The sequence below is a fragment of the Neohoeflea coraliihabitans genome, assembly GCF_019334345.1.
Lineage (GTDB): Bacteria > Pseudomonadota > Alphaproteobacteria > Rhizobiales > Rhizobiaceae > Pseudohoeflea > Pseudohoeflea coraliihabitans.
This window is the reverse complement of the sequence record NZ_JAHWQX010000002.1, coordinates 809,904-834,546: the sequence shown is the minus strand read 5'-3', so window position 1 is coordinate 834,546 and position 24,643 is coordinate 809,904. Positions and strand designations below refer to the sequence as shown.

Sequence of the window (24,643 nt, the reverse complement as noted above, 5' to 3'; positions counted from 1 at the left end):
ACTGGTCCGCTCGTGGAATTTGCTGCCTGCCGGGTGTTCAAATGCTTGGAACATCCCGAGGCATGGCTTAGACTGAAAACCCATAACTGCAAAAAGAAGGGTTGATCCATGAACGTGCGCGTCTCGGGAAAACAGATGGAAATCGGCGAGGCCTTCCGGGCTCGAATCGAAGACCAGATCGATGAAGCCGTGAACAAGTACTTCGATGGCGGCTATTCGGCACAGGTCCTTGTAGAGAAATCCGGCTCCCGTTTTACCGCTGACTGCAGGATTCACCTGGATACCGGTGTCATTCTGCAGGCAACCGGCGAGGCACAGGATCCGCAACCGGCTTTCGACGCCGCCGCGGAGCGTGTGGAAAAAAGACTGCGCCGCTACAAGCGGCGGTTGAAAGACCATCATTTGGGTCACAATGGCCATGAGATTGCCTATGCGGTCGTCGAAGGCGAACGTGACCATGAAGAAGAGATCCCGGAAGACTATGCTCCGGCGATCATTGCCGAGAGTACCCGCCAGGTCGGCACGATGACCGTAGCCTCGGCGGTGATGGCTCTCGATATGACCGATGAGCGCATCTTGATGTTCAAGAATGCCGGCAACGATGCGTTGAACGTTGTCTACCGCCGCAACGACGGCAACATCGGCTGGATCGACGCCGGGAGCGTCAAGTCGCAATAAACCGGGCCGGGCGCGATCTCGACTTCGCATGCCGTCAACTGCCGGCAGACAACGGGGAAATGACATTATGGCGCTTGCTGATCTGATCAAGCAGAATGCTGTGTTGCCGGCACTCAGGGCAAATTCGAAAAAACAGCTTCTGCAGGAAATGTCGGCTGCCGCTGCACAACTGACCGGTCTGCCCGAGCGCGAGATTTTCGATGTCGTCCTGCAGCGCGAACGCCTGGGGTCAACCGGGGTTGGCAACGGCATCGCCATCCCGCATGGCAAGATGCCGAGCCTCAACGAGATTGTCGGCATCTTCGCGCGTCTGGAAACCCCGGTCGATTTCGAGGCTCTCGACGATCAGCCGGTGGATCTGGTGGTATTGTTGCTGGCGCCGGAAGGTGCAGGCGCCGACCATCTTAAGGCTCTTTCACGTATTGCCCGGGTGATGCGCGACGGCGAATTGGTCGACAAGATGCGCACGACCAGCGATGCGGCAACGCTCTATGCCTTTCTCAACGAATCGCAGGCGTCCAACGCGGCGTGAAGAGTGCCTGCCGGACAGAAGCGCTGCCCGGCATGACAATGCGGCTCAGTGCACGCTGACAGTCTTCAATTCATCTTCGGCAGCACGATAGAACGTGCTCGAGCGATCGTCGGTCAGCAGAATAGGCGTGCCGTCGGCACCGAAAAGCGCCCACAGTTCCAACCCTGGCCCGAGCTTCGGCGAATCGGGAAAGCGTGCATTCACCTCCTCGGAGGTCATGCGGCGGATATAGCCCACCTGGCCGGCGCCGAGCGCCGCCAGTTCAGCGGCGCTGACCGCCGTCGCGTCTGTTACTTCTCGAATTGGCTTGGCAAACATCGAATTAACCTCCTTGGAGGACATGAAACGCAAGACTTGCCTGACGTCAGGCATTCAGTCTCGGACTGAAATGTTAATTTTCCGCACCATCCGTTCCGGTTCGGGACGGATAAGGTCGACGGAGAGCAGCCCGTTCTTCAAGGTTGCACCGACCACCTGCATCCCTTCAGCAAGTACGAAAGTGCGCCGGAACTGGCGCGCCGCAATGCCGCGATACAGGTAATCGCGCTCATCCGCATCGCTCTGGCGACCCTGGATAACCAACTGATTTTCCTCGGTCGTCACCTCGAGATCCTCATCCAGGAATCCGGCGACCGCCAGCGTGATGCGCAGGCGTTCGGCGACGGCGCCGTCCTCGGAACCGCGAATTCTCTCGATATTATAGGGTGGATAGCCGTCCGACCCCTTGGCGATCCGTTCGAGTGATTTCTCGATGGTGTCAAAACCGAGCAGCAACGGGCTCGAAAACGGTGTTATGCGCGTCATGTCCTGTCCTCATTACAAGCGACAATGGCGTCCGGGCCCAAACGTGGCGCTCCGGACCTTTGAAATATGGGGATGCAGCCGCCGCGGCGCAAGAAGCCCCCGGCCATAGACCTGACCGGCGGGAATTTGTAGAAATGAGCGGTCTGCCCTCTGTCCGGATATGCTCATGACGCGCAAGATCATTATCGACACGGATCCGGGCCAGGACGATGCCGCCGCCATCATGTTGGCCGTGGCCAGTCCTGAGCTCGAGGTTCTGGGTCTGACGACGGTTGCCGGCAATGTGCCGCTGCAGCTGACGTCGCGCAACGCCCGCCTGATTCTCGAGATCGCCCATCGGCCGGATATCCCGGTCTATGCCGGTGCCGATGCGCCGCTGGCCCGACCGCTGGTCACTGCGGAAAATGTGCACGGCAAAAGCGGCCTCGATGGCGTCGAGCTTTTCGAGCCGGCAGCGCCGCTGGCACAAGGCCATGCCATCGATTTCATAATCGACACTCTGCGCCGGCAAGCGCCGGGCACGGTCACGCTCTGTCCACTCGGTCCGCTCACCAATATCGCCATGGCGTTGCGCCAGGCGCCAGATGTGGCTGATCGGATTGAAGAGATCGTCCTGATGGGCGGCGGATTTTTCGAAGGCGGCAACATTACCCCTGCTGCCGAATTCAATGTCTTTGTCGACCCGGAAGCCGCGGCGGAAGTGTTTGCTGCGGGCGTACCGCTGACCATGATGCCGCTCGATGTCACGCACAAGGCACTGACCAGCGGCGATCGCATCGCCCGTCTGCGCCGCAGCGGTGGGCGGCCGGCCGCGGTGATGGCCGACATGCTCGAATTCTTTGAACGGTATGACGAACAGAAATATGGCACCGAGGGCGGCCCGCTGCATGATCCGACGGTCATTGCCTATCTGTTGCGCCCGGATCTTTTCTCCGGACGCCAATGCAATGTCGAGATCGAAACGAAATCCGACCTGACGCTTGGCATGACGGTCATTGACTGGTGGCATGTCACGGACCGCAAGCGCAATGCGATGGTCATGCGCGACATCGACGCGGACGGCTTCTTCGACCTGCTGATCGAGCGGTTGGCGCGCCTTTAAGTCTGGTCTTCGTCAACCACGCGCAAGCGAAGCCGGCCAGACTCGTTGCCGGGTCCGGCCTGTGCGCCTTCGGCGAGGTCGGCAGCCTCCGCCTGCGGCTCTTTCGGCCGCTTGGTCGAGATCGCGTCGGCTGGTGCCGCTGCTGTTGCGGGGCCCGGCTGGAAATCCAGTTCGCCAATCTTGGCGCCGCGCTTGCTCAGTTTCGCCGTCGAAATCAGGATCTGGTCGATATCGCCCTGCGTCTGCCCGAAATGCGTCTGCAGTTTCTGCACCCGCGTGTCCAGCCGCCCCAGATCATCCATCAGACGCGCAACTTCACCCTGAATGAGATGCGCCTGTTCACGCATGCGGGCATCTTTCAACAAGGCCTGCACCACCTGCACCGAAAGCATCAGCAGCGATGGAGAGACGATCACCACGCGCGCCCGGTGCGCCCGCTGCACGATCGCCTCGAAATTCTCGTGGATCTCCGCGAAGATCGATTCCGATGGCACGAACAAAAAAGCCGTGTCCTGCGTCTCGCCGCTCAAGAGATATTTCTCGGCAATGTCCCGGATATGCACATCCATGTCCTGCCGGAAACGCTGCTTGGCCGCTGCCGCGCCGTCGCCGGACGCGCCCTCGCTTTCCTTGCCCTCGCGCATGCTGTTCCAGGCTTCGAGTGGAAACTTGGCATCAATCACCAGAGGCGGCGCTTCGTTCGGCATGATGATCGTGCAATCGGGACGCTTGCCGTTGCTCAGCGTCGGTTGGAACTCATAACTGCCGAACGGCAGACCATCCTGAATGATGGTCTCCATCCGCGATTGTCCGAAAGCGCCGCGGGTCTGCTTGTTCGACAGTATCGCTTGCAGCCCGACGACATCGCGCGCCAAAGTCTGAATATTGTTCTGCGCCGTGTCGATCACCGCCAGCCGCTCCTGCAGCCGGGTCAGGTTCTCATGCGTGGCCTTGGTCTGTTCAGAAAGCGAGGCGCCAATACGCTGGCCCATGCCGTCCAGGCGCTGGTTGATCGCCTGGTTGAATTCCGCCTGACGGGCGCCGAACATCTCCGACATCGCTGCCATACGACCCTGCAGCTCCGCCTGCGCCGCCAACACCGCATCAAGCCGGTCTTCCGCCATTTCGGCCTGCTGCCGCGCCAGGGCCTCGGCTTGCCGGCGACCACGACGAACCCCCTGGAGCAGACCGAACAGCAGCACGAGCAGCACTAAGCCGGCGGCCAAAAGGAGATGGGCAGCGGTAATCGCCAGGCCGCCGATGGAAAACAAGGGGGCAGCGCCCGGATCGAATAAATTCATCATGGCACCTTCTAGCAGATTCGCCAGCGTGCTGCAGAGCGTCACTGAATGCGGAAATAAATTGCAACTGGTTCCGGCAACGCTCGCAATACCCGCAGTTTCTGAGGGCAATTCGTTGCAATTTACGGCGCTCCCATCGGTGCTGCCTCTCATATTTGACGGGGACATCACAGGCGCGTGTTAACCATGGCCGCGACATGGTGCTGGCAGCGGCCCGGTCCGGGCTTTCCAGTTAGGTAGAGCGCTCATGACATCTGAAACAACCCGCACCTCGGCCATTGAACAGCGCACAGCTTTTCTTGGACTGATCAACACCCAACGCACGCGCCTGCGTGAACTCAAGCCGATTATCGCACGCGCCATCGGTCCGGCGCTTGACGTTTTCTACCGCAAGATTGCCGAGACCGAGCACACCCGCCAGTTCTTCAAGGACCAGGAGCATATTTCCTCGGCCAAGGAGCGACAGGCCGGGCACTGGACGCACCTCTCCGAGGGTAAATTCGATGCCGAATATGTTGAAGGGGTGACCACCATCGGAAAGGTGCATGCCCGCATCGGACTTGAGCCGCGCTGGTACATCGGCGGCTACGGGTTGATCGTCGAGCAATTGATCCATGCGGTCGTCAAGGAGCGCTGGCCGAGTGCATTCCGGCGCCGCAAGGCCGAAGATGTCGCCGAAGATGTCTCCGTGATCGTCAAGGCGGCGCTGCTCGATATGGACTATGCGATCAGCGTGTATCTGGAGGAACTGGCAGCCGAGCGCCGGCGCGCCGAACAAGCTCGCCTCGCAGCAGCCGAAGAGCAGACGGAAGCATTGAACCAACTCGCCGCTGTTCTCGCCAACCTGGCAGACGGTGATCTTGAAACGCGGATGCCATCCGGCCTGCCCGGTGCCTTCGAGCGGATGGGCGGCGACTATAATGCTTCGGTCGAGAACCTGCGCAAATCGATTGCCATGGTGCGCGATTCCGCCGAACAGATCCTGTCGGCCTCGCACGTTCTTTCCGAAAGCTCCGGCCAATTGGCCAAGCGCACCGAGCAGCAGGCCGCCAGCGTCGAAGAAAGCTCGGCGGCACTGCATGAACTTGCGGAAAGCGTCACCGCCACCGCCGGGCGGACGCGGCAAGCCTCGGATGTGACCGGTGAAACGCTTTCGGTGGCGCAATCCTCGGGAAAGATCGTCGGCGAGGCCGTTTCGGCGATGGACGCCATTGCGCGGTCTTCCGGTGAGATATCGAAATTCATTTCGGTGATCGATGACATCGCCTTCCAGACCAACCTGCTGGCTCTGAATGCCGGCGTTGAAGCCGCGCGTGCCGGCGAGGCCGGGCGCGGATTTGCCGTCGTCGCTCAGGAAGTACGCGAATTGGCGCAGCGCTCTGCGGGCGCCGCCAAGGAGATCAAGAAGATCATCGCCGATAGCAGCGCCCAGGTGAAGACGGGTGTCGACCTCGTCAGCCAGTCCGGCTCGTCGCTTGAGGACATCGTCAAGCGGGTCGAGGATCTCAACGCGATCATCGCCGGTATCGCCGGCGCCACGAGCGAGCAGTCGGCCGGCCTGTCACAGGTGTCGGCAGCGATCAGTGAGATGGATACGCTGACGCAAAGCAATGCAACGATGGTCGACGACACCTCGGGCCACATCACGCGCATGGTCGGGGAAGTGGAACGGATGTCCGAAGCGCTCCGCGGCCTGCGCACCCGTGTGGTCGACCGCGATTGCACCCGACCGGCAACAAGTGACCGGCGCGGCAACGGCCGGCTGGTTGATCTGGATAGCCGGAAGCAGGTTGCCTGAGTGAAATATCCGGTTTCTTGACGGCCTTGCACCGCGTCGGGACGATCTCTGCCCCGGCCCGGTTGCAACCGGCGCGGACGCATAATATCTAGGCGCCATGACAATCAAGCCGCTTGTACTGTTGCCCGATCCGATCCTGCGTCAACCATCGCTTCCCGTGGAGCGGTTCGATGATGCATTGAGCCGGTTTGCCGACGATATGCTTGAAACCATGTACGAGGCCCCGGGCATCGGCCTGGCTGCCGTGCAGATTGGCGAAACGCGCCGGGTGATCACCATTGACATTGCCGACAAGGAGGAGGGGCGGGCGCCGCAGGTGTTCATCAATCCCGTCATCGTCAGCCGCAGCGACGACGTGGGCACTTATGAAGAAGGCTGCCTGTCGATCCCCGATTACTTTGCCGAAGTCGAGCGCCCGGCGCGGGTGACAGTCACCTATCAGGATCTCACCGGCGCCGACCGCGAGATTGAAGCCGAGGGGCTGCTCGCAACCTGTCTGCAGCACGAGATAGATCACCTCGATGGTGTTTTGTTCATCGACCACATTTCCAAGCTCAAGCGGGATATGGTGGTGCGCAAATTCACCAAGCTGGCGCGTCAGCGCCTGACCGCCTGACAGCCCCATAGGGCAGCTGCTTCGGGTCGATTGTTCGCGCCGATAAATCGACCAGGCCATGCAAGAGGGGACCTGTGATGCGACTGATTTACATGGGCACACCCGACTATGCCGTTCCCACGCTTGAGGGACTGATTGCGGCTGGACACGAGGTCGCCGCGGTCTATTCACAGCCGCCGCGTCCGGCTGGACGCCGCGGCTTGCAACAGCGTCCCTCGCCTGTTCACGCCGCCGCCGCGCGCCATGGCATCGAAGTGCGAACGCCGACCAGCTTGAAGAGCACAGAGGAGCTGAAGCGCTTCGCCGACTTGCAGGCTGACGCCACGATTGTCGTCGCCTACGGCTTGCTCCTGCCTCCCGCCATTCTTGACGCGACACCGCTCGGAGCCTGGAACGGACACGGTTCGCTGCTGCCGCGCTGGCGCGGCGCCGCCCCGATTCAGCGCGCCATCATGGCTGGCGATACCGAAACCGGCGTGATGATCATGCGCATGGAGAAGGGGCTCGACACCGGGCCGGTGGCCTTGACCGAGCGCCTGCCGATTGACGCCGACCTGACCGCCGGCATGCTGCACGACCGCATGGCCGCGCTGACTGCGAAAATGATGGTCGATGCAGTGGCCCGCCTCGAACAGGGTACGCTTTCGGCCGAACCGCAAGAGGTCGAGGGCGTGACCTATGCGGCCAAGATCGACAAGTCGGAGACGCGCGTCGACTTCAACCGCCCGGCGGACGTGGTGCACAATCACATTCGCGCCCTCTCGCCGTTTCCCGGAGCCTGGACCGAGGCCGAGATCGCCGGCCGCAGTGAGCGCATCAAGATCCTGCGATCCGAGGTCATCGCTGCCGCGCCTGCCGCCACAGCCGCGCCGGGCACCGTTCTGGCCGATGACCTCTCCATCGCCTGCAATCCCGGCAGCGTGCGCTTTCTGACCTTGCAGAAGGCTGGTGGCAAACCGCTGGACGCCGCAAGTTTCCTGCGCGGCGCGGCACTGCCGCCCGGCACCCAGCTTGGCGCGCGGTCAGACAGTGGCGGCGCCTGCTGATGCCACGCTACCGGATCACCGTCGAATATGACGGCAGCAACTATGCCGGTTGGCAACGCCAGCGCGCCGCGCCGAGCATCCAGCAAGCGCTGGAAACCGCGATCGCCGCCTATAGCGGCGAGAAAATCACGGTGCACGGCGCCGGTCGCACGGACGCCGGCGTCCACGCCAGGGGACAGGTCGCCCATTTTGACCTGCAGCGCGAATGGGACCTGAAAACGGTGCGTGATGCCACCAACGCGCATCTCGCCATGGCGCGTGAACGCATTGCGGTGCTCGATGCGCGCTTTGCCGCGGCCGATTTTCATGCCCGCTTTTCCGCGCGGCGGCGGCATTATCTTTACCGCTTCATCATACGCCGACCGCCGCTCATCCTCGACCGGCAACGCGCCTGGCGCGTGAACGTGCCTCTTGACGCCGCTGCGATGCACGCCGCGGCGCAGGTGCTGGTCGGTCGCCACGACTTCACGACGTTTCGCTCTGTTCACTGTCAGGCCAAGTCGCCGGTCAAGACCCTCGATCGGCTCGATGTGCGGATCAACGCCGCTGACGGCGCCGTCGAACTGCACGCCACGGCGCCGAGTTTCCTTCACAATCAGATCCGCTCCTTTGCCGGTACGCTCAAACATGTCGGAGAAGGCAAATGGAGCCGGGAGGACGTGGCCGCGGCGCTGAAGGCCTGCGACCGCACCGCTTGTGGCACCGTGGCGCCGCCTGAGGGGCTGTATTTCATGAGCGTCGATTACTGAGCACGAATAGCCGGTCGTGGCTGGGTGACGGGGCCGGTTAACGAAATTGTAAGAGGGGCTGTGTCATTTTGACACCCTGTGCGCCGCCGGTCCCAGGCCTTCTTCCTGCGGCGTGTCCTATGGGGGTAATTTTCGATGACACATCATACTGAAGCGCAATCCCCGGATGTCGATGCCACCGGTTCGCTTGAGATCATATCCTTCCATCTCGGCGGCCAGATCTTCTGCGTCAACATCATGGCGGTGCGCGAGATCCGCGGTTGGGCGCCCTCGACGGCACTGCCGCACACACCGTCGCATGTGCTGGGCGTGATCAACCTGCGCGGCTCGGTCATCCCGGTGATCGACATGGCCGCACGCCTTGGTCTGCCGGCCATCGAACCCACGGAACGCTCCGCGATCATTGTCACCAACATCGCCGGCAAGCTTGTCGGCCTGCTCGTCGAAAATGTTTCGGACATGATCACCGTTGAAAACGCGCAGCTGCAGCCCGCTCCGAAAGTGATGCCTGAGGCAGAGCGAGCCCTGACACGGGCGATTATCCCGGTCGAGGACCAGATGATCTGCTATCTGGATCTCGATGCCCTGTTCCCCAACAGCGAGGAACTGGCTGCCTGAAGGGCACCTTAAAAACAGCGACCTGACTTTGTCGAAAGGCCCGCCTCGAGCGGGCCTGTTTGCGTTTGGGCAGAGGCACTGAGCGGCGATCGGCCTGTCACAGGCTCAGAGTCGAAAAAGCCAGCGACGACAGAAGCAGGCTGCTCATCAGGCTGATCAGCACGACCAGCGCCGCAAGCAACGCTTCGCCGCCCAGGATCACTCGCGCCATGCGGAAATAAAAACCCAGCGTCAACCCGTAGACTGCCAGCGACATCAGCCCGGCGATTCCGTCGGGCACCGGCGCGAAATACTTCACCGTCGCCGGTAGGAAAGCCAGATAGGTGGCGACCAGCGCAAACCAGTTGCTCGCCGCCACCAGCGGCAGATAGCGCGCGCGAAAGTCGAACATCCTCGACACGGGCAGCAGGATCAGCGCCGGCAGGATCCATGAAAAGACATCAAACAGGCTGCCGACCGCGAAAAAGCGCAGCGTTCCGCCTACCGTTTCCGGGCGGCTGTCGGGCAGATCGCGCCATATGCCGGTCCACAGAAAGGCTTGAGCCGGCCAGCACCACAGATAGACGAGGAAAGAGCGCAAGGTGCCGGTCACACTGGTGTCGATGCGTGCCAGAGCACCGGCATCGCGCTCCATCAACCCAAGCACGCCTGAGAGAGCCCGCCCGGCTTCGGCGAGAGAGGGCGGCCGCACCGCCGTCAGCCCGCGCGCTGTGTGGCGGCGAACCAGTTCTCGATAAAAGCCTTGTAGATCAGGGTCAGCGTTTCGAGATCGTCAATCTCCACATGCTCATCGACCTTGTGCATGGTCTGCCCGACAAGGCCGAATTCGACCACCGGGCAATAGTCTTTGATGAAGCGCGCGTCCGATGTTCCCCCCGTGGTTGACAGCGTCGGGGTTTGCCCGGTGACGGCCGCCACGGCCCCCGAGAGGGTGGCAACAAGTCGATCATCGCGTGTCAGGAAGGACGGCGACGGACGCTCTTGAAACGAGAGCTGATAGCGCATCGGCGGCTGCCCCGAGCGGTATTTGAGAGCCATGGACGCCACTTCCAGACGCGCGCGCAGCTCTCCTTCCAGGCTTTCAGCACTCCACAGATCATTGAACCGCACATTGAAGCGCATCTCCGTGGATGCGGGAATGACATTCGTTGCCGTGTTGCCTGTGTCGATCGAGGTGAGCTCCAGGTTCGACGGCGGGAACCGGTCATTACCGGTATCGAGCGGCGGTTCTGTCAGCGCATCGGCGAAGGAGATGAGGGCGCGCAGCGGATTGTCGGCAAGATGCGGATAGGCGACATGCCCCTGGGTCCCCTCCACGATCAGCCGGGCCGACAGGCTGCCGCGCCGTCCGACCTTGATCATCTCGCCGAGTTCATTCGGATTGGTCGGCTCGCCGACCAGGGCCGCGTCCCAGCGCTCGCCCGACGCCGCCGCGTGCTCAAGCAGCTTGACGGTGCCGTTGATCGCGGGCCCTTCCTCGTCGCCGGTGATCAGCAGGGACACCGAACCGGGCAGCTTGTCGTTTTCAGACAGGAGGCGTGCCAGAGCCGCAATAAAGCAGGCGATGCCGCCCTTCATGTCCACCGCGCCGCGTCCGTAAAGCCGCCCCTCAGCGATCTCGCCGGAAAACGGGCCGTGCGTCCAATCTTCAGCAGGGCCAGGCGGGACCACGTCCGTGTGGCCCGCGAACATCAGATGCGGACCATCTTCACCCAGTCTCGCATAGAGATTGTCGACATCCGGCGTCTCAGCCTCCTGGAACGTGACCCGGTCGCGCCTGAAGCCGAGCTCACCGAGCATCGTGTCGAGCGCATCAAGCGCGCCACCCTCTTCCGGGGTGACGGAAGGACAGCGCACCAGCGTTGCGAGAATCTCGGTCGGGTCGGTCAGGTTCATCGGCTGCCCCGCTGCATCAGGTGCGCAGCAACTCGTTGATGCCGGTCTTCGACCGGGTCCGTTCATCAACGGTCTTGACGATCACGGCGCAATAAAGATGCGGTGCAGGGGCCCCGTTGCCCATCTCGGCCATCGCCCCTGATGAAGGCATCGAACCGGCGACCACCACCGAATAGGGCGGCACTTCACCAAAAAGGATCTCGCCGGTCTCGCGATGGACGATGCGCGTCGACTGACCGATGAACACGCCCATGCCGAGAACCGATCCCTCGCGCACGATGCAGCCTTCGACCACCTCCGAGCGGGCGCCGATGAAGCAATTGTCTTCGATGATCGTCGGCCCGGCCTGCATCGGTTCGAGCACGCCGCCAATCCCCACGCCGCCCGAAAGGTGCACATTCTTGCCGATCTGCGCACAGGAGCCGACGGTGGCCCAGGTATCGACCATGGTGCCCTCGTCGACATAGGCGCCGAGATTGACGAAGGAGGGCATCAGGACGACATTCTTGCCGATATGCGCCGAACGCCGCACCACCGCGTTGGGCACGGCGCGGAAACCCGCTGTTTCAAAGTCATTCGCTGCCCAGCCATCGAACTTCGAGGCGACCTTGTCCCACCAGACCGCACCGCCGGGGCCGCCCTTAATCACGTCCATCGGGGTCAGGCGGAAAGACAACAGCACCGCCTTCTTCAGCCACTGATGCACGGTCCAGTTGCCGTCTTCCTCTCGGCTGGCAACGCGCATCTCGCCCCTGTCGAGCAGATCGAGCGCCTCTCGCACAGCCTCGCGCACTTCGCCGGTCGTCGAGGTGGAAATCGTATCGCGCGCCTCGAAAGCATCTTCGATCGTCGCGGCGAGGGCGTTATGATCCTGGGCCATGATGGGGTCCTTGAAACTCGGTTGGTCTTGCGCGGCAGGCGGGCGGAACGGGACTCCCGCACGGCGGCTTCTCTCCTAAGCGAGAGCGGCGACCGGGTCAAATCGCGTGGCGCAGCAGGAAAATCAAGCAAGAGGTCCGGGCTCGGCCGCGGCGCCGGATGCAGGCCACCGGAAATGCTTAATCCTTTCTTAAAATGCGCGGCACTAGAAAGAAGATCAGCAAGGAGCACCGCCATGAATGCACGCCGTCCTGATGGCACCTGGGATCCGCTCTCCGACAGTCACTCCGACCGGGAGCGCGCCGAACGTCAACCGGTCACGCCGCAGACGGAATCGCCGGCCTATCGCCTCGCCTATGCCGATATGGACTTCCTCTGCCGCGAGGAACTGCGGCCCGTACGCCTGCAACTGGAACTGCTCAAGGCCGGAATGATGCTCGAGGAGCATGGGGTCAAGTCGACGGTTGTCATGTTCGGTGGTGCCCGCATCCCCGAACCTGGCGGCGACCCCTGGGCCGCGAAGAACGAGATCCAGGCAAAGAACCTGACTGCGGCGGCCCGCTACTACGAGGAAGCACGCAATTTCGCACGCATCTGTTCGCAGCATTCACTCACCCATGGCGGCGCTGAATATGTGATCTGCACCGGTGGCGGGCCGGGCGTCATGGAGGCGGGAAATCGCGGGGCCTGTGATGCCGGCGCCGACTCCATCGGGCTGAACATTATCCTGCCGCATGAGCAGGCGCCGAACGAATATGTCACACCCGAACTGTCCTTCAACTTCCACTATTTCGCCATCCGCAAGATGCACTTCCTGATCCGTGCCAAGGCGATCACCATTTTCCCCGGTGGTTTTGGCACCATGGACGAGCTGTTCGAGACCTTGACGCTGATCCAGACCGGCCGGATGGAGCGCATTCCACTCTTGCTGTTCGGCAAGGAATTCTGGAGCCGCATGATTGATTTCGAGGCGCTGGCCGAGTTCGGTACCATTTCACCCGATGACACCGACCTGATCCGCTATGTCGACACGGCTGAGGAAGCCTGGAAAGCGATCGCTGCCCACTACCGCATCCCCTGATCAGACCGATCTTTGGCGCCGCGCTGAAAAAGAAAAAAGGCCGGACATCGCTGCCCGGTCTTCGCCATCTCATCGCTCGCCCGATTGTTATTCGGCCTTCTCGGGGGCTGGCGTGGTCGTCTCTGCAGCGGAGCCGCGCGACTTGCGCATGAAATCGCTCTGGTCGATGACACCATCATCGTTGCGATCCATCCGCGCGAACATCCGCTCGCCGCGTGCCGAAAACTCCTCGGCACTCACCGAACCGTTGCCATCCTTGTCCAGTCGCGCGAAACCACCACCGCGCTTGCCGTCCTTCTTGCCATGCATGGCTTGCTTGCGGTCTGCATGGTCACCACGCCGGCCTTCATCATCACGCCGCTCAGCGCGATCGCCGCGTTCGCCATGATGGCCCTTGCGCATGCCGTGATGCATGCCGCGGCCCTTGCCGCCCCGCGATTCGCGCAGTTCCGAAAACTCCTCAAGCGACAGGCTGCCGTCGCCGTCCTTGTCGGCCTTGGCGAAAACTTCGGCGCGGCGGTCCTCGGCACGCGACTTGTGCCAGTCACGCATTTCATCGCGGCTTACACTGCCGTCACTGTCGGCATCGATGCCAGCGAACATCTCGGCGTGGTGCTCCTGCGCCTCTTCCAGCGTAACCTTGCCGTCGCCATCGCTGTCGACCTTGTTGAGGATCTGCTCGATCATCGCGCCGCGGCGCTCGTGACGTCCGTTGCGGTCGTCATCGGACGAACCCGCAGCGAAGGCGGGAAGGGCGACACTGGTCAGCAGCGCTGCGCCGATGGAGGCAGCGATGATCTTCTTGCTCAGATGGGTCACGGGGGTCGTTGTCATGGGGACATCCTTTCGTGTTGCGATGTCAAGAAGATGGCGCGCTGCCCGCCTCTTCGCTACTTAAAGCTCGGTAACATGCATTAAACTTCGGAAAGGTAGTCGCCGCCCGGGTGCGGCAAGCCGCCCCGGGGTCAATCCCGCAAGATGCCAGGGTTCGTGCCGCAGGACGTCAAGGTCGGCGCCCCCCGCCTCTCGGGCCGCCAGGCGGGCCGTGCGGCCCCTCAGGGCCTTCAGCACCTGGTCCACGCCCGGGAGGATCCTTCATGCCAGGCTTGTCGCGGTGCGGCCTGTGCTTTCTGCGGGGCTTCGTTCCGCAGTCTGGCTGGTTTAGCAGGCACCCGGAAGCGTGTTCAGGAGAATAACTGGGCAAAAGATCTGCGGAGAAAGAATGTTTTGCAGGAAAGGCAGCAACGGAACAGGATACAAGAAGCAATATAAAATATTTTTTGAAAAACATCTTCGGAAATCCTTATTATTCGGCAAAGGATACAGCGCGAAAGGAAAAATGCAACCGAAAGAAGATGTGTAGGAGATATACAATCAATAAGGGTTAACCCGGTGCGCTCCCGGGCGAGGACAAACGCGCCGACGTCAGAAATGCGGAAAGATCATCAGTGACATAATGCACGTGTTCGGCATCGTGTCCCTCATGCTCCCAGGCCTCGTCGAGAACCGGCTTCACGTTTTGCGGCACGATCAGGACGGTGCGCATGCCGAGTTGGTGCGGCACTGCCAGGTTACGCGGCAGATCCTCGAACATGGCCGCACGTTCCGGATGCACGCCGTGCGTCTCGAGAAAACGGCGATAGGTTGGCGCGGCGGGTTTGGGGTTCATATCCGCGGCAAGGATATCGAAGATGTCGTCGAAATCCTCGAGTATGCCAAGCGCGCGCGCCGTGCGTTCGGCATGCGGCGTATCCCCGTTCGTAAAGATAAATTTGCGTCCAGGCAGCGAGCGGATGGCCGCGCCGAGTGCGGGATCGGGAGACAATACCGAATAGTCGATATCGTGCACCGCCTCCAGGAAAGCATTGGCATCGATGCCGTGGTGGATCATCAGTCCCTGCAAGGTCGTGCCGTGATCCCGGTAATACTGCTTCTGCAGCTTGCGTGCCGCCGTGTGATCCAGATCGAGCAACCGCCGCACATAGTCGGTCATCTTGACATCGATCTGCGCGAACAAATCGATGTCGCGCGGATAGAGCGTGTTGTCGAGGTCGAACACCCATTCACGGACCGTGGCGAAGGCGTCAGGCTGGGGAAGGCGGGGCTTGCGGGTCATTCCTGCGTTATGGCACGTGAGATGGCAAAGGCAAGCTGGTGTGCGGGCTTTTCATGCACAGGCTTGGCCGATCAATCGCTGGCGGATGAGTACAGCTGCGTGCTATCGGCCTTGCCATGCCCGTCTGGATCCTGATCACCGTCACCGCCGCCTTTCTGCAGAACATTCGCTCGGTTTTGCAGAAGCACCTCAAGAGCGTGATGGGCACGACCGGCGCCACCTTTGTCCGCTTCGGTTTCGGCCTGCCGTTCGCCGCCCTGTTCGTTGTCCTGCTTCACTTTGGCGTCGGCGATCCTCTGCCGCCGCTGCAAGCGTCCTTTTTCGGCTGGGTAGCCATTGCCGCGGTGGCGCAAATCATTGCCCAGGCTTTGCTCATCCAGCTGTTCAGCCATCGCAACTTCGCCGTCGGGACCGCCTATTCGCGGACCGAGCCGGCGCAGGCCGCAATTTTCGGGCTGCTGTTTCTCTCGGACGCTGTCAGCGGCGCCACCGTACTTGCCATCGCCATCTCGCTCATCGGCGTCATGCTGATCTCGGTCGCCCGGACAGCTGTCAGTCCGGCCTCCCTGGTCACCTCGGTGTTTACGCGCAGCGCCGGGATCGGTCTCGCATCGGGAACATTCTTCGGAATTGCGGCAGTCGGCTACCGCGCCGCATCCTTGTCCCTCGGGGCGCCGAACTTCGTCATGCAGGCCGCCTTCACCCTTCTGGTCGGCATCGGCCTGCAGACCGGCCTGATGCTGGCCTGGATGCTGTGGCGCGATCCCGGCGAACTGGCCCGCATCAGGGCGGCCTGGAAAATCTCGCTCGCGGTTGGGCTGGTCGGAGCCTCCGCGTCGTTCGGCTGGTTCATGGCGATGACGCTGCAGACCGCCGCTGTCGTCAAGGCGCTGGCACAAGTCGAGATGATCTTCACCTTCGCTTCAACGGTGCTGATCTTCCGCGAACATATCAACAAGCTCGAAATCCTCGGTTGTCTCCTTATTGTCGCCGGGATTGTGGTCTTGCTGCTGGTCTAGATCTTTCATCGCCTCAGCGGGCCGCGCGCGCCCGGCAACCGAAGACGCGCCGAAGGGGACGACGCTTGCTCAGAAGAACCGTGTATCGGGCGCCCGCACAGTGGCGGCGTGGCGCGCTGCCTTCCGGCGCGGTGTGGTCGCTCGTGCTGCCGTTGCTGCTGGTGCTCGCCGGCTGCGTTTCCACACCGACCTCCGTCATGACGCCGATCGGCGGCACCGTTCCGGGCGCCTCGACCGTCGCGATGCTGGTTGCCACGACCCGCGCCGGCTCCGGCGATATCGGCCAGCCTTATTCCGGCGAACGCGGCGAGGCTGTCGAGCTCGACGCCGTGGAGGTCTCCATTCCGCCCGAGCGCAATCGCACCATTGGCGAAGTGCAATGGCCAAAGAAGTTGCCGCCGGATCCCGAAACGGATTTCGCGACCCTGACGACACGCAATCTCGAGGGAAGATCCGAGGCCAGTTCCTGGTTCAAGACGCAGCGTGCGTCGAATGGCCGCCTGCTCGTCTTCGTGCACGGCTTCAACAACCGTTACGAGGATGCCGTCTACCGCTTTGCCCAGATCACCCATGACAGCGGCACCGGCGCCACGCCGCTGCTGTTCACCTGGCCGTCGCGCGGCTCGGTCTTCGCCTATGGCTATGACAAGGAGAGCACCAACTATTCCCGCTCGGCACTCGAGGCTGTGCTCGCCGCCGCCGCCGACGAGAGCGCGGTCGACGAGGTGACCGTGCTGGCGCACTCAATGGGAACCTGGCTGACGGTTGAGGCTCTGCGCCAATTGGCGATCCGTGAGGGGCGTATCCCCAGGAAGATCTCCAACGTCATTCTCGCCGCTCCCGATCTCGACATCGATGTCTTTCGTCAGCAATTGGCCGATATGGGGCCCGACCGGCCGAAATTCACGATTTTCGTGTCTCGCGATGACCGCGCGCTCAGTGTCTCGCGCCGCATCTCCGGCAATATTGATCGTCTTGGCCAGGTCGACATCGAGGACCCGGCAATTCGCAGCCAGCTTGAGCAGGAGGGCATCACGGTCCTTGATCTTTCCAAGCTGCAGGGCGGCGACCGCCTCAATCACTCCAAATTTTCCGAAAGTCCGGAAGTCGTCCGTTTGCTTGGCGATCGCCTGATTGCCGGCCAGACGATCACCGATCAGGATATCGGGCTGGGAGCAGAGCTTGGTGCGACTGCGTTGTCAATTACCAACACCGTAGGCTCTGCAGCGGGTGTCGCAGTGTCCGTGCCGATCTCGATCGTCGATCCGTCGACCCGCGACAATCTCGATGCACAGGTCGATCGCTTCGGCGAAAATCTCAATTCGTCGCTGAGAGGCGCCGTGCCGGTGCCGCGTTCCCGGCGCGCGCCGCGTGCCGATCCCGCCTGCGCAAGCGGCGGCAGTGCCTGTGGCCCGGCACTCGGCAGTGGCGGCTGAGGCAGCGCAAGATATAAAGGCGGTCAGGGTATGATCAGCGTGCCCGCGCCGTGCTCGGTGAAGATCTCGAGAAGGACAGCATGTGGGGTCTTGCCGTTAAGGATGACGACACCCTTCACGCCGCGTTCGATCGCATCGATGCAGGTCTCGACCTTCGGGATCATGCCGCCGGAGATGGTCCCGTCGGCGATCAGCGCGCGGGCCTCCGCGACGGTCAATTCATCAATCAGTTCGCCTTGCTTGTCGAGCACGCCCGGCACGTCGGTCAGAAACAGCAGGCGGGTTGCCGTCAGGGCCCCTGCGATGGCGCCGGCGAAGGTATCGGCATTGATGTTGTAGGTGTGGCCGTCCCGGCCGGGCGCAACCGGTGCAATGACCGGAATCATCTCGGACTTGGCAAGCAGGTCGAGCAATGTCCGGTCGACCTCGACAGGCTCGCCGACAAAGCCGAGGTCGAGGACCCGCTCGATGTTCGAGTCGGCGTCAATGACGGTCTTCTCAGCCTTTTCAGCATAGACCATGTTGCCATCCTTGCCACACAGCCCGATCGCCCATTCCCCGGTGCCGTTGATCATCCGGACGATGTCCTTGTTGATCGACCCGGCCAGCACCATTTCGACGATTTCGACGGTCTTTTCGTCGGTGACGCGCAACCCGCCTTCAAAACGCGATTCGATTCCCATCTTTTTCAGCATGGCAGCGATCTGCGGGCCGCCCCCATGCACGACAATCGGATTGACGCCTGACTGTTTCAGCAGCGCAATGTCCTGCGCGAAAGCGGTGCCAAGATCCGCGTCGCCCATGGCGTGCCCGCCATATTTGACGACGATCGACTTTCCCTCGTAGCGCTGCATGAAAGGCAGCGCCTCGGCGAGAAGCCGGGCCTGTGTGGCGGGATTGCTTTCGGTCGTTTCACTCATTGACGTATTTCCTGTGGCAGCGGCGAGATCAGCCCGCATCCTGTAACGGCATTCCACGGGGGCATCAATATTTCAAAGGCGCGCTCACCGTGACGGGACCATCACACCGAGATTGCTTTCATGATGGCAGCGCGCAATTCCTCGATGCCAAGGCCGCGTTCCGATGAGGTCGCAATCACCTCCGGAAAGGCGGCCGGATGCCGCCGGATGCCGGCCAATGTCGCCTCGATCAGGCGGGGCACGCCGGCCTCCTTGATCTTGTCGGTTTTGGTCAGCACCACCTGGTAGGAAACCGCGGCCTTGTCGAGCAACTGCATGACCTCCTCGTCGTTGGCCTTCAGGCCATGCCGGGAATCAATCAGCAGATAGACACGCTTCAGCGTCGAGCGGCCGCGCAGATAGTCGAACACTAGCCGGGTCCATTCATCGACCTTTTCCTTCGGTGCCTTGGCATAGCCATAGCCGGGCATGTCGACCAGCGCCAGCGGCGGCAAGTCGTCCCTGGTGCCGGCATGCCCGTCGGGCACGAAATAGTTGAGCTCCTGCGTGCGGCCTGGTGTGTTGGATGTGCGCGCCAGTCCCTTGGTCTTGACCAGAGCGTTGATCAGCGACGACTTTCCGACATTCGACCGTCCCGCGAAGGCCACTTCCGGCGGGCCTTCGGGCGGCAGGAATTTCAAGGACGGCACGCCGCGAATGAACACCCAGGGGGCGGGAAAAGGCGAGTGGGTGGCACCATCTTGCGGGCGGTCGGACATGCACGGCTCCTAGACTTTCAGCCTTGCGGCATCGGCGTTTCGCGCCGCCTTGTCAAGCTTGCCGGCACATCGGTTCACCCCGCAGCCAACAGGAAAGGGCGGCCCTAAGCCGCCCTTTCGTTCTCTTGCTCTGCATTCAGCTGTGCGGAGGTTTTCAGGAGGCTTGCTTCTTGCGCGAAAAGACGTCGCGCAGATTTCCCCACAATTCGATCTTGACGCCCTGCCGCTTCATGATCACGCCCTGCTGAATGATCGACAGCGTGTTGTTCCACGCCCAGTAGATCACCAGACCCGCCGGGAAGGTCGCCAGCATGAACGTGAACACCACGGGCATCCAGGTGAAGATCATCGCCTGGGTGGGATCGGGCGGCGTCGGGTTCATGCGCATCTGCAGGAACATCGTGATGCCCATGATCAGCGGCCAGACGCCGATCATCAGGAATGATGGCACATCGTAGGGCAGCAGTCCGAACAGGTTGAACAGCGACGTCGGGTCCGGCGCCGACAGGTCCTGGATCCAGCCGAAGAACGGCGCATGCCGCATCTCGATGGTGATGTAGATGACCTTGTAGAGCGCGAAGAACACCGGGATTTGCAAGAGCACCGGCCAGCAGCCGGCAACCGGGTTGATCTTTTCCTTTTTGTACAGCTCCATCATTGCCTGCTGCAGGGCCATTCGGTCATCACCGAACTTTTCCTTCAGCTCGGCCATCTTCGGCTGCACTTTCTTCATGTTCGCCATTGAAGCGTAGGACTTGTTGGCGAGGGGGAAGAAGAACAGCTTGATAACCACCGTCGTGATCAGGATCGACACGCCGAAATTGCCGACAAGTCGGAAGAAGAAATCAAGCAGCCAGAACATCGGCTTGGTGATGAAATAGAACCAGCCCCAATCGATCATCCGGTCGAAATTCAGGATGTTCAGCTGCTCGCCATAGCCATCGATCACCGGCACTTCCTTGGCGCCGGCAAAGATATAGGTCGTGGTCTCGGCCGAAGTCCCCGGCGCCACCGATACGGCGTCAGCCTTGAAGTCCGATTGATAACGCGCCTGCCCGTCGGAGAAATAGGAAAAGCGCGGCTCGAAGCGGGTTCCCGGCTGCGGAATGACGGCCGTCGCCCAGTATTTGTCGGTGATCCCCAACCAGCCGCCGGTCGCGGGACCGGGAGCGATGACCTGATCATCCTCGACATCATCATAGTCGATTTCCTGCAGGCCATTTTCGCCGGCGACACCGATCAGCCCCTCATGCAGCACATAGATGCCGGCGGTGACCGGCTTGAAGAACCGCGTCACCCGGCCATAATTTGCAAGATCAACGGCCGTCCCACTGTCATTGCGTACCGAATCGTTGAACGTGAACAGGAAATTCGGATCGACGGCAATCGTGCGTGTAAAGGTCAGCCCGCTTCCATTGTCCCAGCTCAGAATGACCGGTTGATCCGGCGTCAGCGTCGCATTGCCCTCGACAGTCCACTGGGTGCCGGGACCGGGAACCGCCTGGTCGGCTGACCCGCTGACATAGCCGACCTCGGCAAAATAACCGCGGCCGGTGCCGACCGGGCTGAGCAGGGTGATGATCGGACTCTCCGGGTCGACGGCCTCATGATATTCTTTCAGCCGCAGATCATCGATCCGGGCCCCGGTCAAATTGATGGATCCTGTCAACGCCGGTGTATCGATGACCACCCGTGCACTGCCGGCAACGGCTTCGTCGCGGCTGGCTGCCGGCGCAGCGGTCTGGCCACCGGGGATCGCCTGTCCGTTTTGCGCCGCCGTGCCCGGCGTGGCAGCCGGAATGTCACCCTGCGACGTGCCCTGCGCACCGGGCTGGGTGCCTGTCGGTGACAGCGCCTGCTCCTGCTGCGCCGCCTGCCGTTCGGCCTCCAGCTTCGGCGAGATGTAGAAGAACTGCCAGGCGATCAGCACCAGCACCGACAATACGATTGCCACCATGTAGTTGCGGTTGTTTTCCATCACATCGTCCCGGGCGCAGCGGCTGTCAGGCAGGCGCCTTTGCAGTTGATTGGGCTCCCGGCCTCCTGCCTGCGGCGGCATCCGGGTTCGAGATCTTACGGTGGCCTTCGGCGACCCGAGCCGCCAACGCCTCGGTCAGGCGATCAAAGGAAGCGCTGAGTGTTTCGCGGCGTGCGACAAGCACATAATCGTGCCCGGCGCGGAATGAAACCCCTTCGGCCGTGCGAACCGCCTCGCGCAAGCGCCGTTTCATGCGGTTGCGTTCCACCGAGTTGCCTTGCCGGCGGGTGACCGTGAGGCCGACGCGTGGCGGCTCGTCTGGACGGTGGCGATCAAGCAGTTCAAGCTGAAAGAAGGGCCCACGCAGACGCAGGCCTTTCTGCACGGCAAGAAAGTCCGGCCGGCGTTTCAGCCGCCCGGGTCTTGTCGATTCTGACAGGGGTTGGGTCAGGTGTGCCACATGACCCCCTTGCGAAGCGGTTTCGAGCCCGGAAATCAGGCGGAAAGGCGCTTGCGGCCGCGAACGCGGCGTGAAGCGATGACCTTGCGGCCGCCGACTTTTGCCATGCGCGATCGGAAACCGTGGCGCCGCTTGCGAACAAGCTTGGAAGGTTGATAGGTACGCTTTGTCATTTATTTAGCTACCGCGGCGTGCGGCCCTTCTTGGAACATATGCGTTGGGACTGTTGGTCGTCGGAACGTGCGCCCATAAGGCGCGATCATTCGAAGACGAGCGGCTTATAGGCGCGAAGACGCCGAAAAGTCAATTGCGCTCTCCGCCTGGCCGTGTGACGAACCGCCGCCGCGCACCACCCCCAGGCAGGGGTTCGCGGTGGCTGGATGCCCTCACGCCCTGACCAGACTTGGCGCCTCACGCCTTCGTGAGACACGAACCGCGCCGCTTCACAAAGCTTTTGACAAGACCGGGCACAACGTCATTGGCCAATTGGCGCCGCCGCCATTACGTTGACAGCCGAGAGTGGAGCAAGGTGAATGACGGTCGATACGGAGCTGAACGCGCAAATGACAGGCGATGTCGAGACGAAGCGCCCTGACAAACAGGCGCCCGAAACCGCGGGCAGTGCGACATGGCGTCGCTTCATCCCGATCGCCGTCGTTGCTGCCGCCTTGATCCTCGCCTATTCCTTTGGCCTGCAGGACTATCTGTCCTTCAAAGCCCTTGCCGACCAGCGCGACAGTCTGCGCGCCTTTGTCGAGAACAATTTCGTTACAGCCATCGCCATCTATGCGACCGTCTATGTGCTCGCCACGGCCATTTCCTTTCCCGCCGCATCGGCGCTGACCGTCTTTGGCGGTTTCCTTTTCGGCTGGCTGGTTGGTGGCATCGTGACCGCCTTTGCCGCGACAACCGGAGCCGTATCGATCTTCCTGACCGCCAAAACGGCTTTCGGTGATGTCTTGCGCAAGCGCGCCGGACCCTTCATCGCCAAGCTCGCCGCCGGTTTTGACCGCGATGCGCTCAGCTACATGTTCGCCTTGCGCCTGGCGCCGGTGGTACCGTTTTTCGTGACCAACATCGCGCCGGCCATCTTCGGCGTACCACTGAGAACCTATCTGATCGCCACATTTTTCGGCATCCTGCCGGGGACCTTTGCCTATTCCTGGCTCGGACAGGGATTAGACAGTGTCATCGTCGCGGCGGCGGCAAGCGGGCGCGACGTCGCCCTCGGTGATCTCGTGACGCCGGACATCACCGCTGCATTCGCCCTTCTGGCATTGGTTGCCATCATTCCGCCCCTGGTGCGCCGTCTGCGCCGTCGTTCCGCCTGAGCGGACCGGACTTCGGAGGAGATCTCATGACGCAGCGCCTGACTCCCGACATCTGCGTCATCGGCGCCGGATCAGGTGGCTTGACAGTTGCCGCTGCCGCCGCGGCCTTCGGCGTTGAGGTTGTGCTGATCGAGCGCGGCAAGATGGGCGGCGACTGTCTCAATTACGGCTGTGTTCCATCAAAAGCGCTGATCGCCGCCGGCAAGCATGCTGAGGCGATCCGCCAGGCCTCCGACTTTGGAGTTGGTATCGGCGCGGGTGAGATAAGGGTCGATGGGCAACGGGTCCATGACCATGTTCACGAAGTGATCGCCGCGATCGCACCCAATGATTCGGTCGAACGGTTTCGTGGCCTCGGGGTAAATGTCATCGAGGCTGAAGCGCGATTCATCGACCACGACACGGTCCGCGCCGGTGAATTCGAGATCGCGGCCCGCCGCTTCGTCATCGCCACCGGCTCGTCGCCGCTGGTGCCGCCGATACCCGGACTGGACGATGTCGAGTATCTGACCAATGAAACCCTGTTCGACGTCAAACAGCGCCCCGCACATCTGCTGGTCATCGGCGGCGGCCCGATCGGCATGGAAATGGCCCAGGCGCACCGGCGCCTCGGTTCACAGGTGACGGTGGTGGAGGGCCAGATCGCGCTCGGCAAGGAAGATCCGGAACTGACGGCGATCGTTCTAGAACGCCTGCGCGTCGAAGGCATCCGGATCATCGAGGGCGCCAAGGTCACGCGTATCGCACCTTCAGCGCGGAACGGTGAAGCGTCCGCCGGCATCGAATTGACCTGCGAAGATGGCGATGGTGCTTCCTTCAAGGTCGATGGCAGTCATCTGCTCGTGGCCACCGGCCGCAAGCCCAATCTTGAAGCGCTTGATCTCCCGGCCGCCGGTGTCGAGTTTGACCGCGCCGGCATCAAGGTCGGGTCGAACCTGAAAACCAGCAACCGCCGCATCTTCGCCATTGGTGACATTGCCGGCGGTTTGCAGTTTACCCACGTGGCCGGCTATCATGCCGGGCTCGTCGTGCAGCAGATCCTGTTTCGCCTGCCGGCCAGTTTCCGCCCCGCCCTGATGCCCCGCGTCACATTCACCGATCCGGAACTGGCGCATGTCGGGCTCACGGAGGCCGAGGCGCGTAAGGAGCACGGCGACCGTCTCGAGGTGCTGCGTTTCCCCTATGCCGAGAACGACCGCGCGCAGGCCGAGCGCAGGACGGAAGGGAGGATCAAGGTGATCGCCGACCGCAGGGCGCGCATCCTCGGCGCCTCGATCGTCGGAGCCGGCGCTGGCGAAATGATCAATCTGTGGACGCTGGCGGTCAGCAAGAAGATGTCCTTGTCGGACATTCGCGCCTATGTCCCGCCCTATCCGACGATGACTGAAATTGGAAAACGTGCGGCCATCACCTATTATGCGCCGCTTACCCGCAATCGCTGGGTCCGCCGGCTGCTCGGCATCCTGCGCCGCTTCGGGTAAAACAGGCCGTCTTCAGGGAAGCGTCGTGGCAGGGGAGGTCGATT

Annotated in this window: 26 protein-coding genes; 13 read left to right on the top strand and 13 right to left on the bottom strand. The window is 62.0% G+C overall.

Features of this window, described 5'->3' with window-relative positions; genetic code table 11:
• Nucleotides 1–108 precede the first annotated feature (108 nt).
• Nucleotides 109–678 (top strand): ribosome hibernation-promoting factor, HPF/YfiA family, encoded by a 570-nt coding sequence (gene hpf / locus KY465_RS09885; protein WP_219201485.1) that lies wholly within the window; start codon nt 109–111, stop codon nt 676–678.
• A gap of 67 nt (nt 679–745) precedes the next feature.
• Nucleotides 746–1,210, top strand: coding sequence for a PTS IIA-like nitrogen regulatory protein PtsN (ptsN, locus tag KY465_RS09880; protein WP_219201484.1), 465 nt, complete (start codon nt 746–748; stop codon nt 1,208–1,210).
• A 45-nt stretch (nt 1,211–1,255) separates the two neighbouring features.
• On the opposite strand, the gene KY465_RS09875 is transcribed toward ptsN, so the two are convergent.
• Both KY465_RS09875 and KY465_RS09870 read right to left on the bottom strand, forming a co-directional pair.
• The gene (locus tag KY465_RS09875) at nt 1,256–1,528 is read right to left on the bottom strand and encodes a BQ00720 family protein (RefSeq protein WP_219201761.1); all 273 of its coding nucleotides are present in this window, start codon (nt 1,526–1,528) and stop codon (nt 1,256–1,258) included.
• A 54-nt stretch (nt 1,529–1,582) separates the two neighbouring features.
• Nucleotides 1,583–2,014: an Hsp20 family protein gene (locus KY465_RS09870; protein WP_219201483.1), complete on the bottom strand. Its 432-nt coding sequence runs from the start codon at nt 2,012–2,014 to the stop codon at nt 1,583–1,585.
• A 160-nt stretch (nt 2,015–2,174) separates the two neighbouring features.
• On the opposite strand from KY465_RS09870, the gene KY465_RS09865 reads away from it, so the two are divergent.
• Entirely contained in the window at nt 2,175–3,116 is a 942-nt protein-coding gene (locus tag KY465_RS09865) for a nucleoside hydrolase (RefSeq protein ID WP_219201482.1), read from the top strand.
• On the opposite strand, the gene KY465_RS09860 is transcribed toward KY465_RS09865, so the two are convergent.
• Complete coding sequence (locus tag KY465_RS09860; protein ID WP_219201481.1) at nt 3,113–4,420, bottom strand: DNA recombination protein RmuC; 1,308 nt, start codon at nt 4,418–4,420, stop codon at nt 3,113–3,115. The two genes, KY465_RS09865 and KY465_RS09860, sit on opposite strands and share 4 nt — an antisense overlap.
• 244 nt (nt 4,421–4,664) lie before the next feature.
• Between KY465_RS09860 and KY465_RS09855 the strand changes: the two genes are divergently transcribed.
• The 5 genes from KY465_RS09855 to KY465_RS09835 all read left to right on the top strand — a co-directional run bounded on the left by KY465_RS09855 (nt 4,665) and on the right by KY465_RS09835 (nt 9,244).
• Nucleotides 4,665–6,215, top strand: a complete 1,551-nt coding sequence (locus KY465_RS09855) for a methyl-accepting chemotaxis protein (protein ID WP_219201480.1) — start codon at nt 4,665–4,667, stop codon at nt 6,213–6,215.
• Between the two features lie 97 nt (nt 6,216–6,312).
• Nucleotides 6,313–6,831, top strand: a complete 519-nt coding sequence (gene def, locus KY465_RS09850) for a peptide deformylase (RefSeq protein WP_219201479.1) — start codon at nt 6,313–6,315, stop codon at nt 6,829–6,831.
• A gap of 77 nt (nt 6,832–6,908) precedes the next feature.
• Nucleotides 6,909–7,877, top strand: coding sequence for a methionyl-tRNA formyltransferase (gene fmt / locus KY465_RS09845; RefSeq protein ID WP_219201478.1), 969 nt, complete (start codon nt 6,909–6,911; stop codon nt 7,875–7,877).
• Nucleotides 7,877–8,626 carry a tRNA pseudouridine(38-40) synthase TruA gene (gene truA / locus KY465_RS09840; RefSeq protein ID WP_219201477.1) on the top strand — a complete coding sequence of 250 codons (750 nt, stop codon included), beginning with the start codon at nt 7,877–7,879 and terminating at the stop codon, nt 8,624–8,626. Before fmt ends, truA begins: the two co-directional genes overlap by 1 nt.
• A 135-nt stretch (nt 8,627–8,761) precedes the next feature.
• The gene (locus KY465_RS09835; RefSeq protein WP_219201476.1) at nt 8,762–9,244 is read left to right on the top strand and encodes a chemotaxis protein CheW; all 483 of its coding nucleotides are present in this window, start codon (nt 8,762–8,764) and stop codon (nt 9,242–9,244) included.
• A gap of 97 nt (nt 9,245–9,341) precedes the next feature.
• On the opposite strand, the gene KY465_RS09830 is transcribed toward KY465_RS09835, so the two are convergent.
• From KY465_RS09830 to dapD, 3 genes are read right to left on the bottom strand one after another with little or no spacing between them, the layout of a single operon-like run.
• On the bottom strand, nt 9,342–9,935 hold the full coding sequence (locus tag KY465_RS09830) for a hypothetical protein (RefSeq protein ID WP_219201475.1): 594 nt from the start codon (nt 9,933–9,935) through the stop codon (nt 9,342–9,344).
• A 5-nt stretch (nt 9,936–9,940) separates the two neighbouring features.
• Nucleotides 9,941–11,140, bottom strand: a complete 1,200-nt coding sequence (gene dapE, locus KY465_RS09825; protein WP_219201474.1) for a succinyl-diaminopimelate desuccinylase — start codon at nt 11,138–11,140, stop codon at nt 9,941–9,943.
• A 16-nt stretch (nt 11,141–11,156) separates the two neighbouring features.
• Nucleotides 11,157–12,020 (bottom strand): 2,3,4,5-tetrahydropyridine-2,6-dicarboxylate N-succinyltransferase, encoded by an 864-nt coding sequence (gene dapD / locus KY465_RS09820; RefSeq protein WP_219201473.1) that lies wholly within the window; start codon nt 12,018–12,020, stop codon nt 11,157–11,159.
• A 234-nt stretch (nt 12,021–12,254) separates the two neighbouring features.
• Between dapD and KY465_RS09815 the strand changes: the two genes are divergently transcribed.
• Nucleotides 12,255–13,100, top strand: a complete 846-nt coding sequence (locus KY465_RS09815; RefSeq protein ID WP_219201472.1) for an LOG family protein — start codon at nt 12,255–12,257, stop codon at nt 13,098–13,100.
• 87 nt (nt 13,101–13,187) lie between these two features.
• Here KY465_RS09815 and KY465_RS09810 read toward each other — a convergent pair whose 3' ends face one another.
• A complete protein-coding gene (locus tag KY465_RS09810; protein WP_219201471.1) occupies nt 13,188–13,934 on the bottom strand; it encodes an EF-hand domain-containing protein in 747 nt (248 codons plus the stop codon).
• Between the two features lie 550 nt (nt 13,935–14,484).
• A complete protein-coding gene (locus KY465_RS09805) occupies nt 14,485–15,216 on the bottom strand; it encodes a pyrimidine 5'-nucleotidase (RefSeq protein WP_219201470.1) in 732 nt (243 codons plus the stop codon).
• Between the two features lie 116 nt (nt 15,217–15,332).
• Between KY465_RS09805 and KY465_RS09800 the strand changes: the two genes are divergently transcribed.
• Nucleotides 15,333–16,235: a DMT family transporter gene (locus KY465_RS09800; protein ID WP_219201469.1), complete on the top strand. Its 903-nt coding sequence runs from the start codon at nt 15,333–15,335 to the stop codon at nt 16,233–16,235.
• A gap of 197 nt (nt 16,236–16,432) precedes the next feature.
• A complete protein-coding gene (locus KY465_RS09795) occupies nt 16,433–17,671 on the top strand; it encodes an alpha/beta hydrolase (RefSeq protein WP_219201760.1) in 1,239 nt (412 codons plus the stop codon).
• 23 nt (nt 17,672–17,694) lie between these two features.
• Here the strand turns inward: KY465_RS09795 and argB are convergent, their stop codons facing one another.
• From argB to rpmH, 5 genes are all read right to left on the bottom strand, one after another.
• Nucleotides 17,695–18,591 carry an acetylglutamate kinase gene (gene argB / locus KY465_RS09790; protein ID WP_219201468.1) on the bottom strand — a complete coding sequence of 299 codons (897 nt, stop codon included), beginning with the start codon at nt 18,589–18,591 and terminating at the stop codon, nt 17,695–17,697.
• Between the two features lie 101 nt (nt 18,592–18,692).
• A complete protein-coding gene (gene yihA / locus KY465_RS09785) occupies nt 18,693–19,349 on the bottom strand; it encodes a ribosome biogenesis GTP-binding protein YihA/YsxC (RefSeq protein ID WP_219201467.1) in 657 nt (218 codons plus the stop codon).
• 154 nt (nt 19,350–19,503) lie between these two features.
• A complete protein-coding gene (yidC, locus tag KY465_RS09780) occupies nt 19,504–21,327 on the bottom strand; it encodes a membrane protein insertase YidC (protein WP_219201466.1) in 1,824 nt (607 codons plus the stop codon).
• 25 nt (nt 21,328–21,352) lie between these two features.
• Nucleotides 21,353–21,766 (bottom strand): ribonuclease P protein component, encoded by a 414-nt coding sequence (gene rnpA, locus KY465_RS09775; RefSeq protein ID WP_219201759.1) that lies wholly within the window; start codon nt 21,764–21,766, stop codon nt 21,353–21,355.
• A gap of 56 nt (nt 21,767–21,822) precedes the next feature.
• Nucleotides 21,823–21,960: a 50S ribosomal protein L34 gene (gene rpmH / locus KY465_RS09770; protein ID WP_219201465.1), complete on the bottom strand. Its 138-nt coding sequence runs from the start codon at nt 21,958–21,960 to the stop codon at nt 21,823–21,825.
• 360 nt (nt 21,961–22,320) lie between these two features.
• Between rpmH and KY465_RS09765 the strand changes: the two genes are divergently transcribed.
• Both KY465_RS09765 and KY465_RS09760 read left to right on the top strand, forming a co-directional pair.
• Nucleotides 22,321–23,118: a TVP38/TMEM64 family protein gene (locus tag KY465_RS09765; RefSeq protein WP_255561553.1), complete on the top strand. Its 798-nt coding sequence runs from the start codon at nt 22,321–22,323 to the stop codon at nt 23,116–23,118.
• Between the two features lie 26 nt (nt 23,119–23,144).
• Entirely contained in the window at nt 23,145–24,599 is a 1,455-nt protein-coding gene (locus KY465_RS09760) for a dihydrolipoyl dehydrogenase family protein (protein WP_219201464.1), read from the top strand.
• The last annotated feature ends 44 nt before the right edge of the window (nt 24,600–24,643 follow it).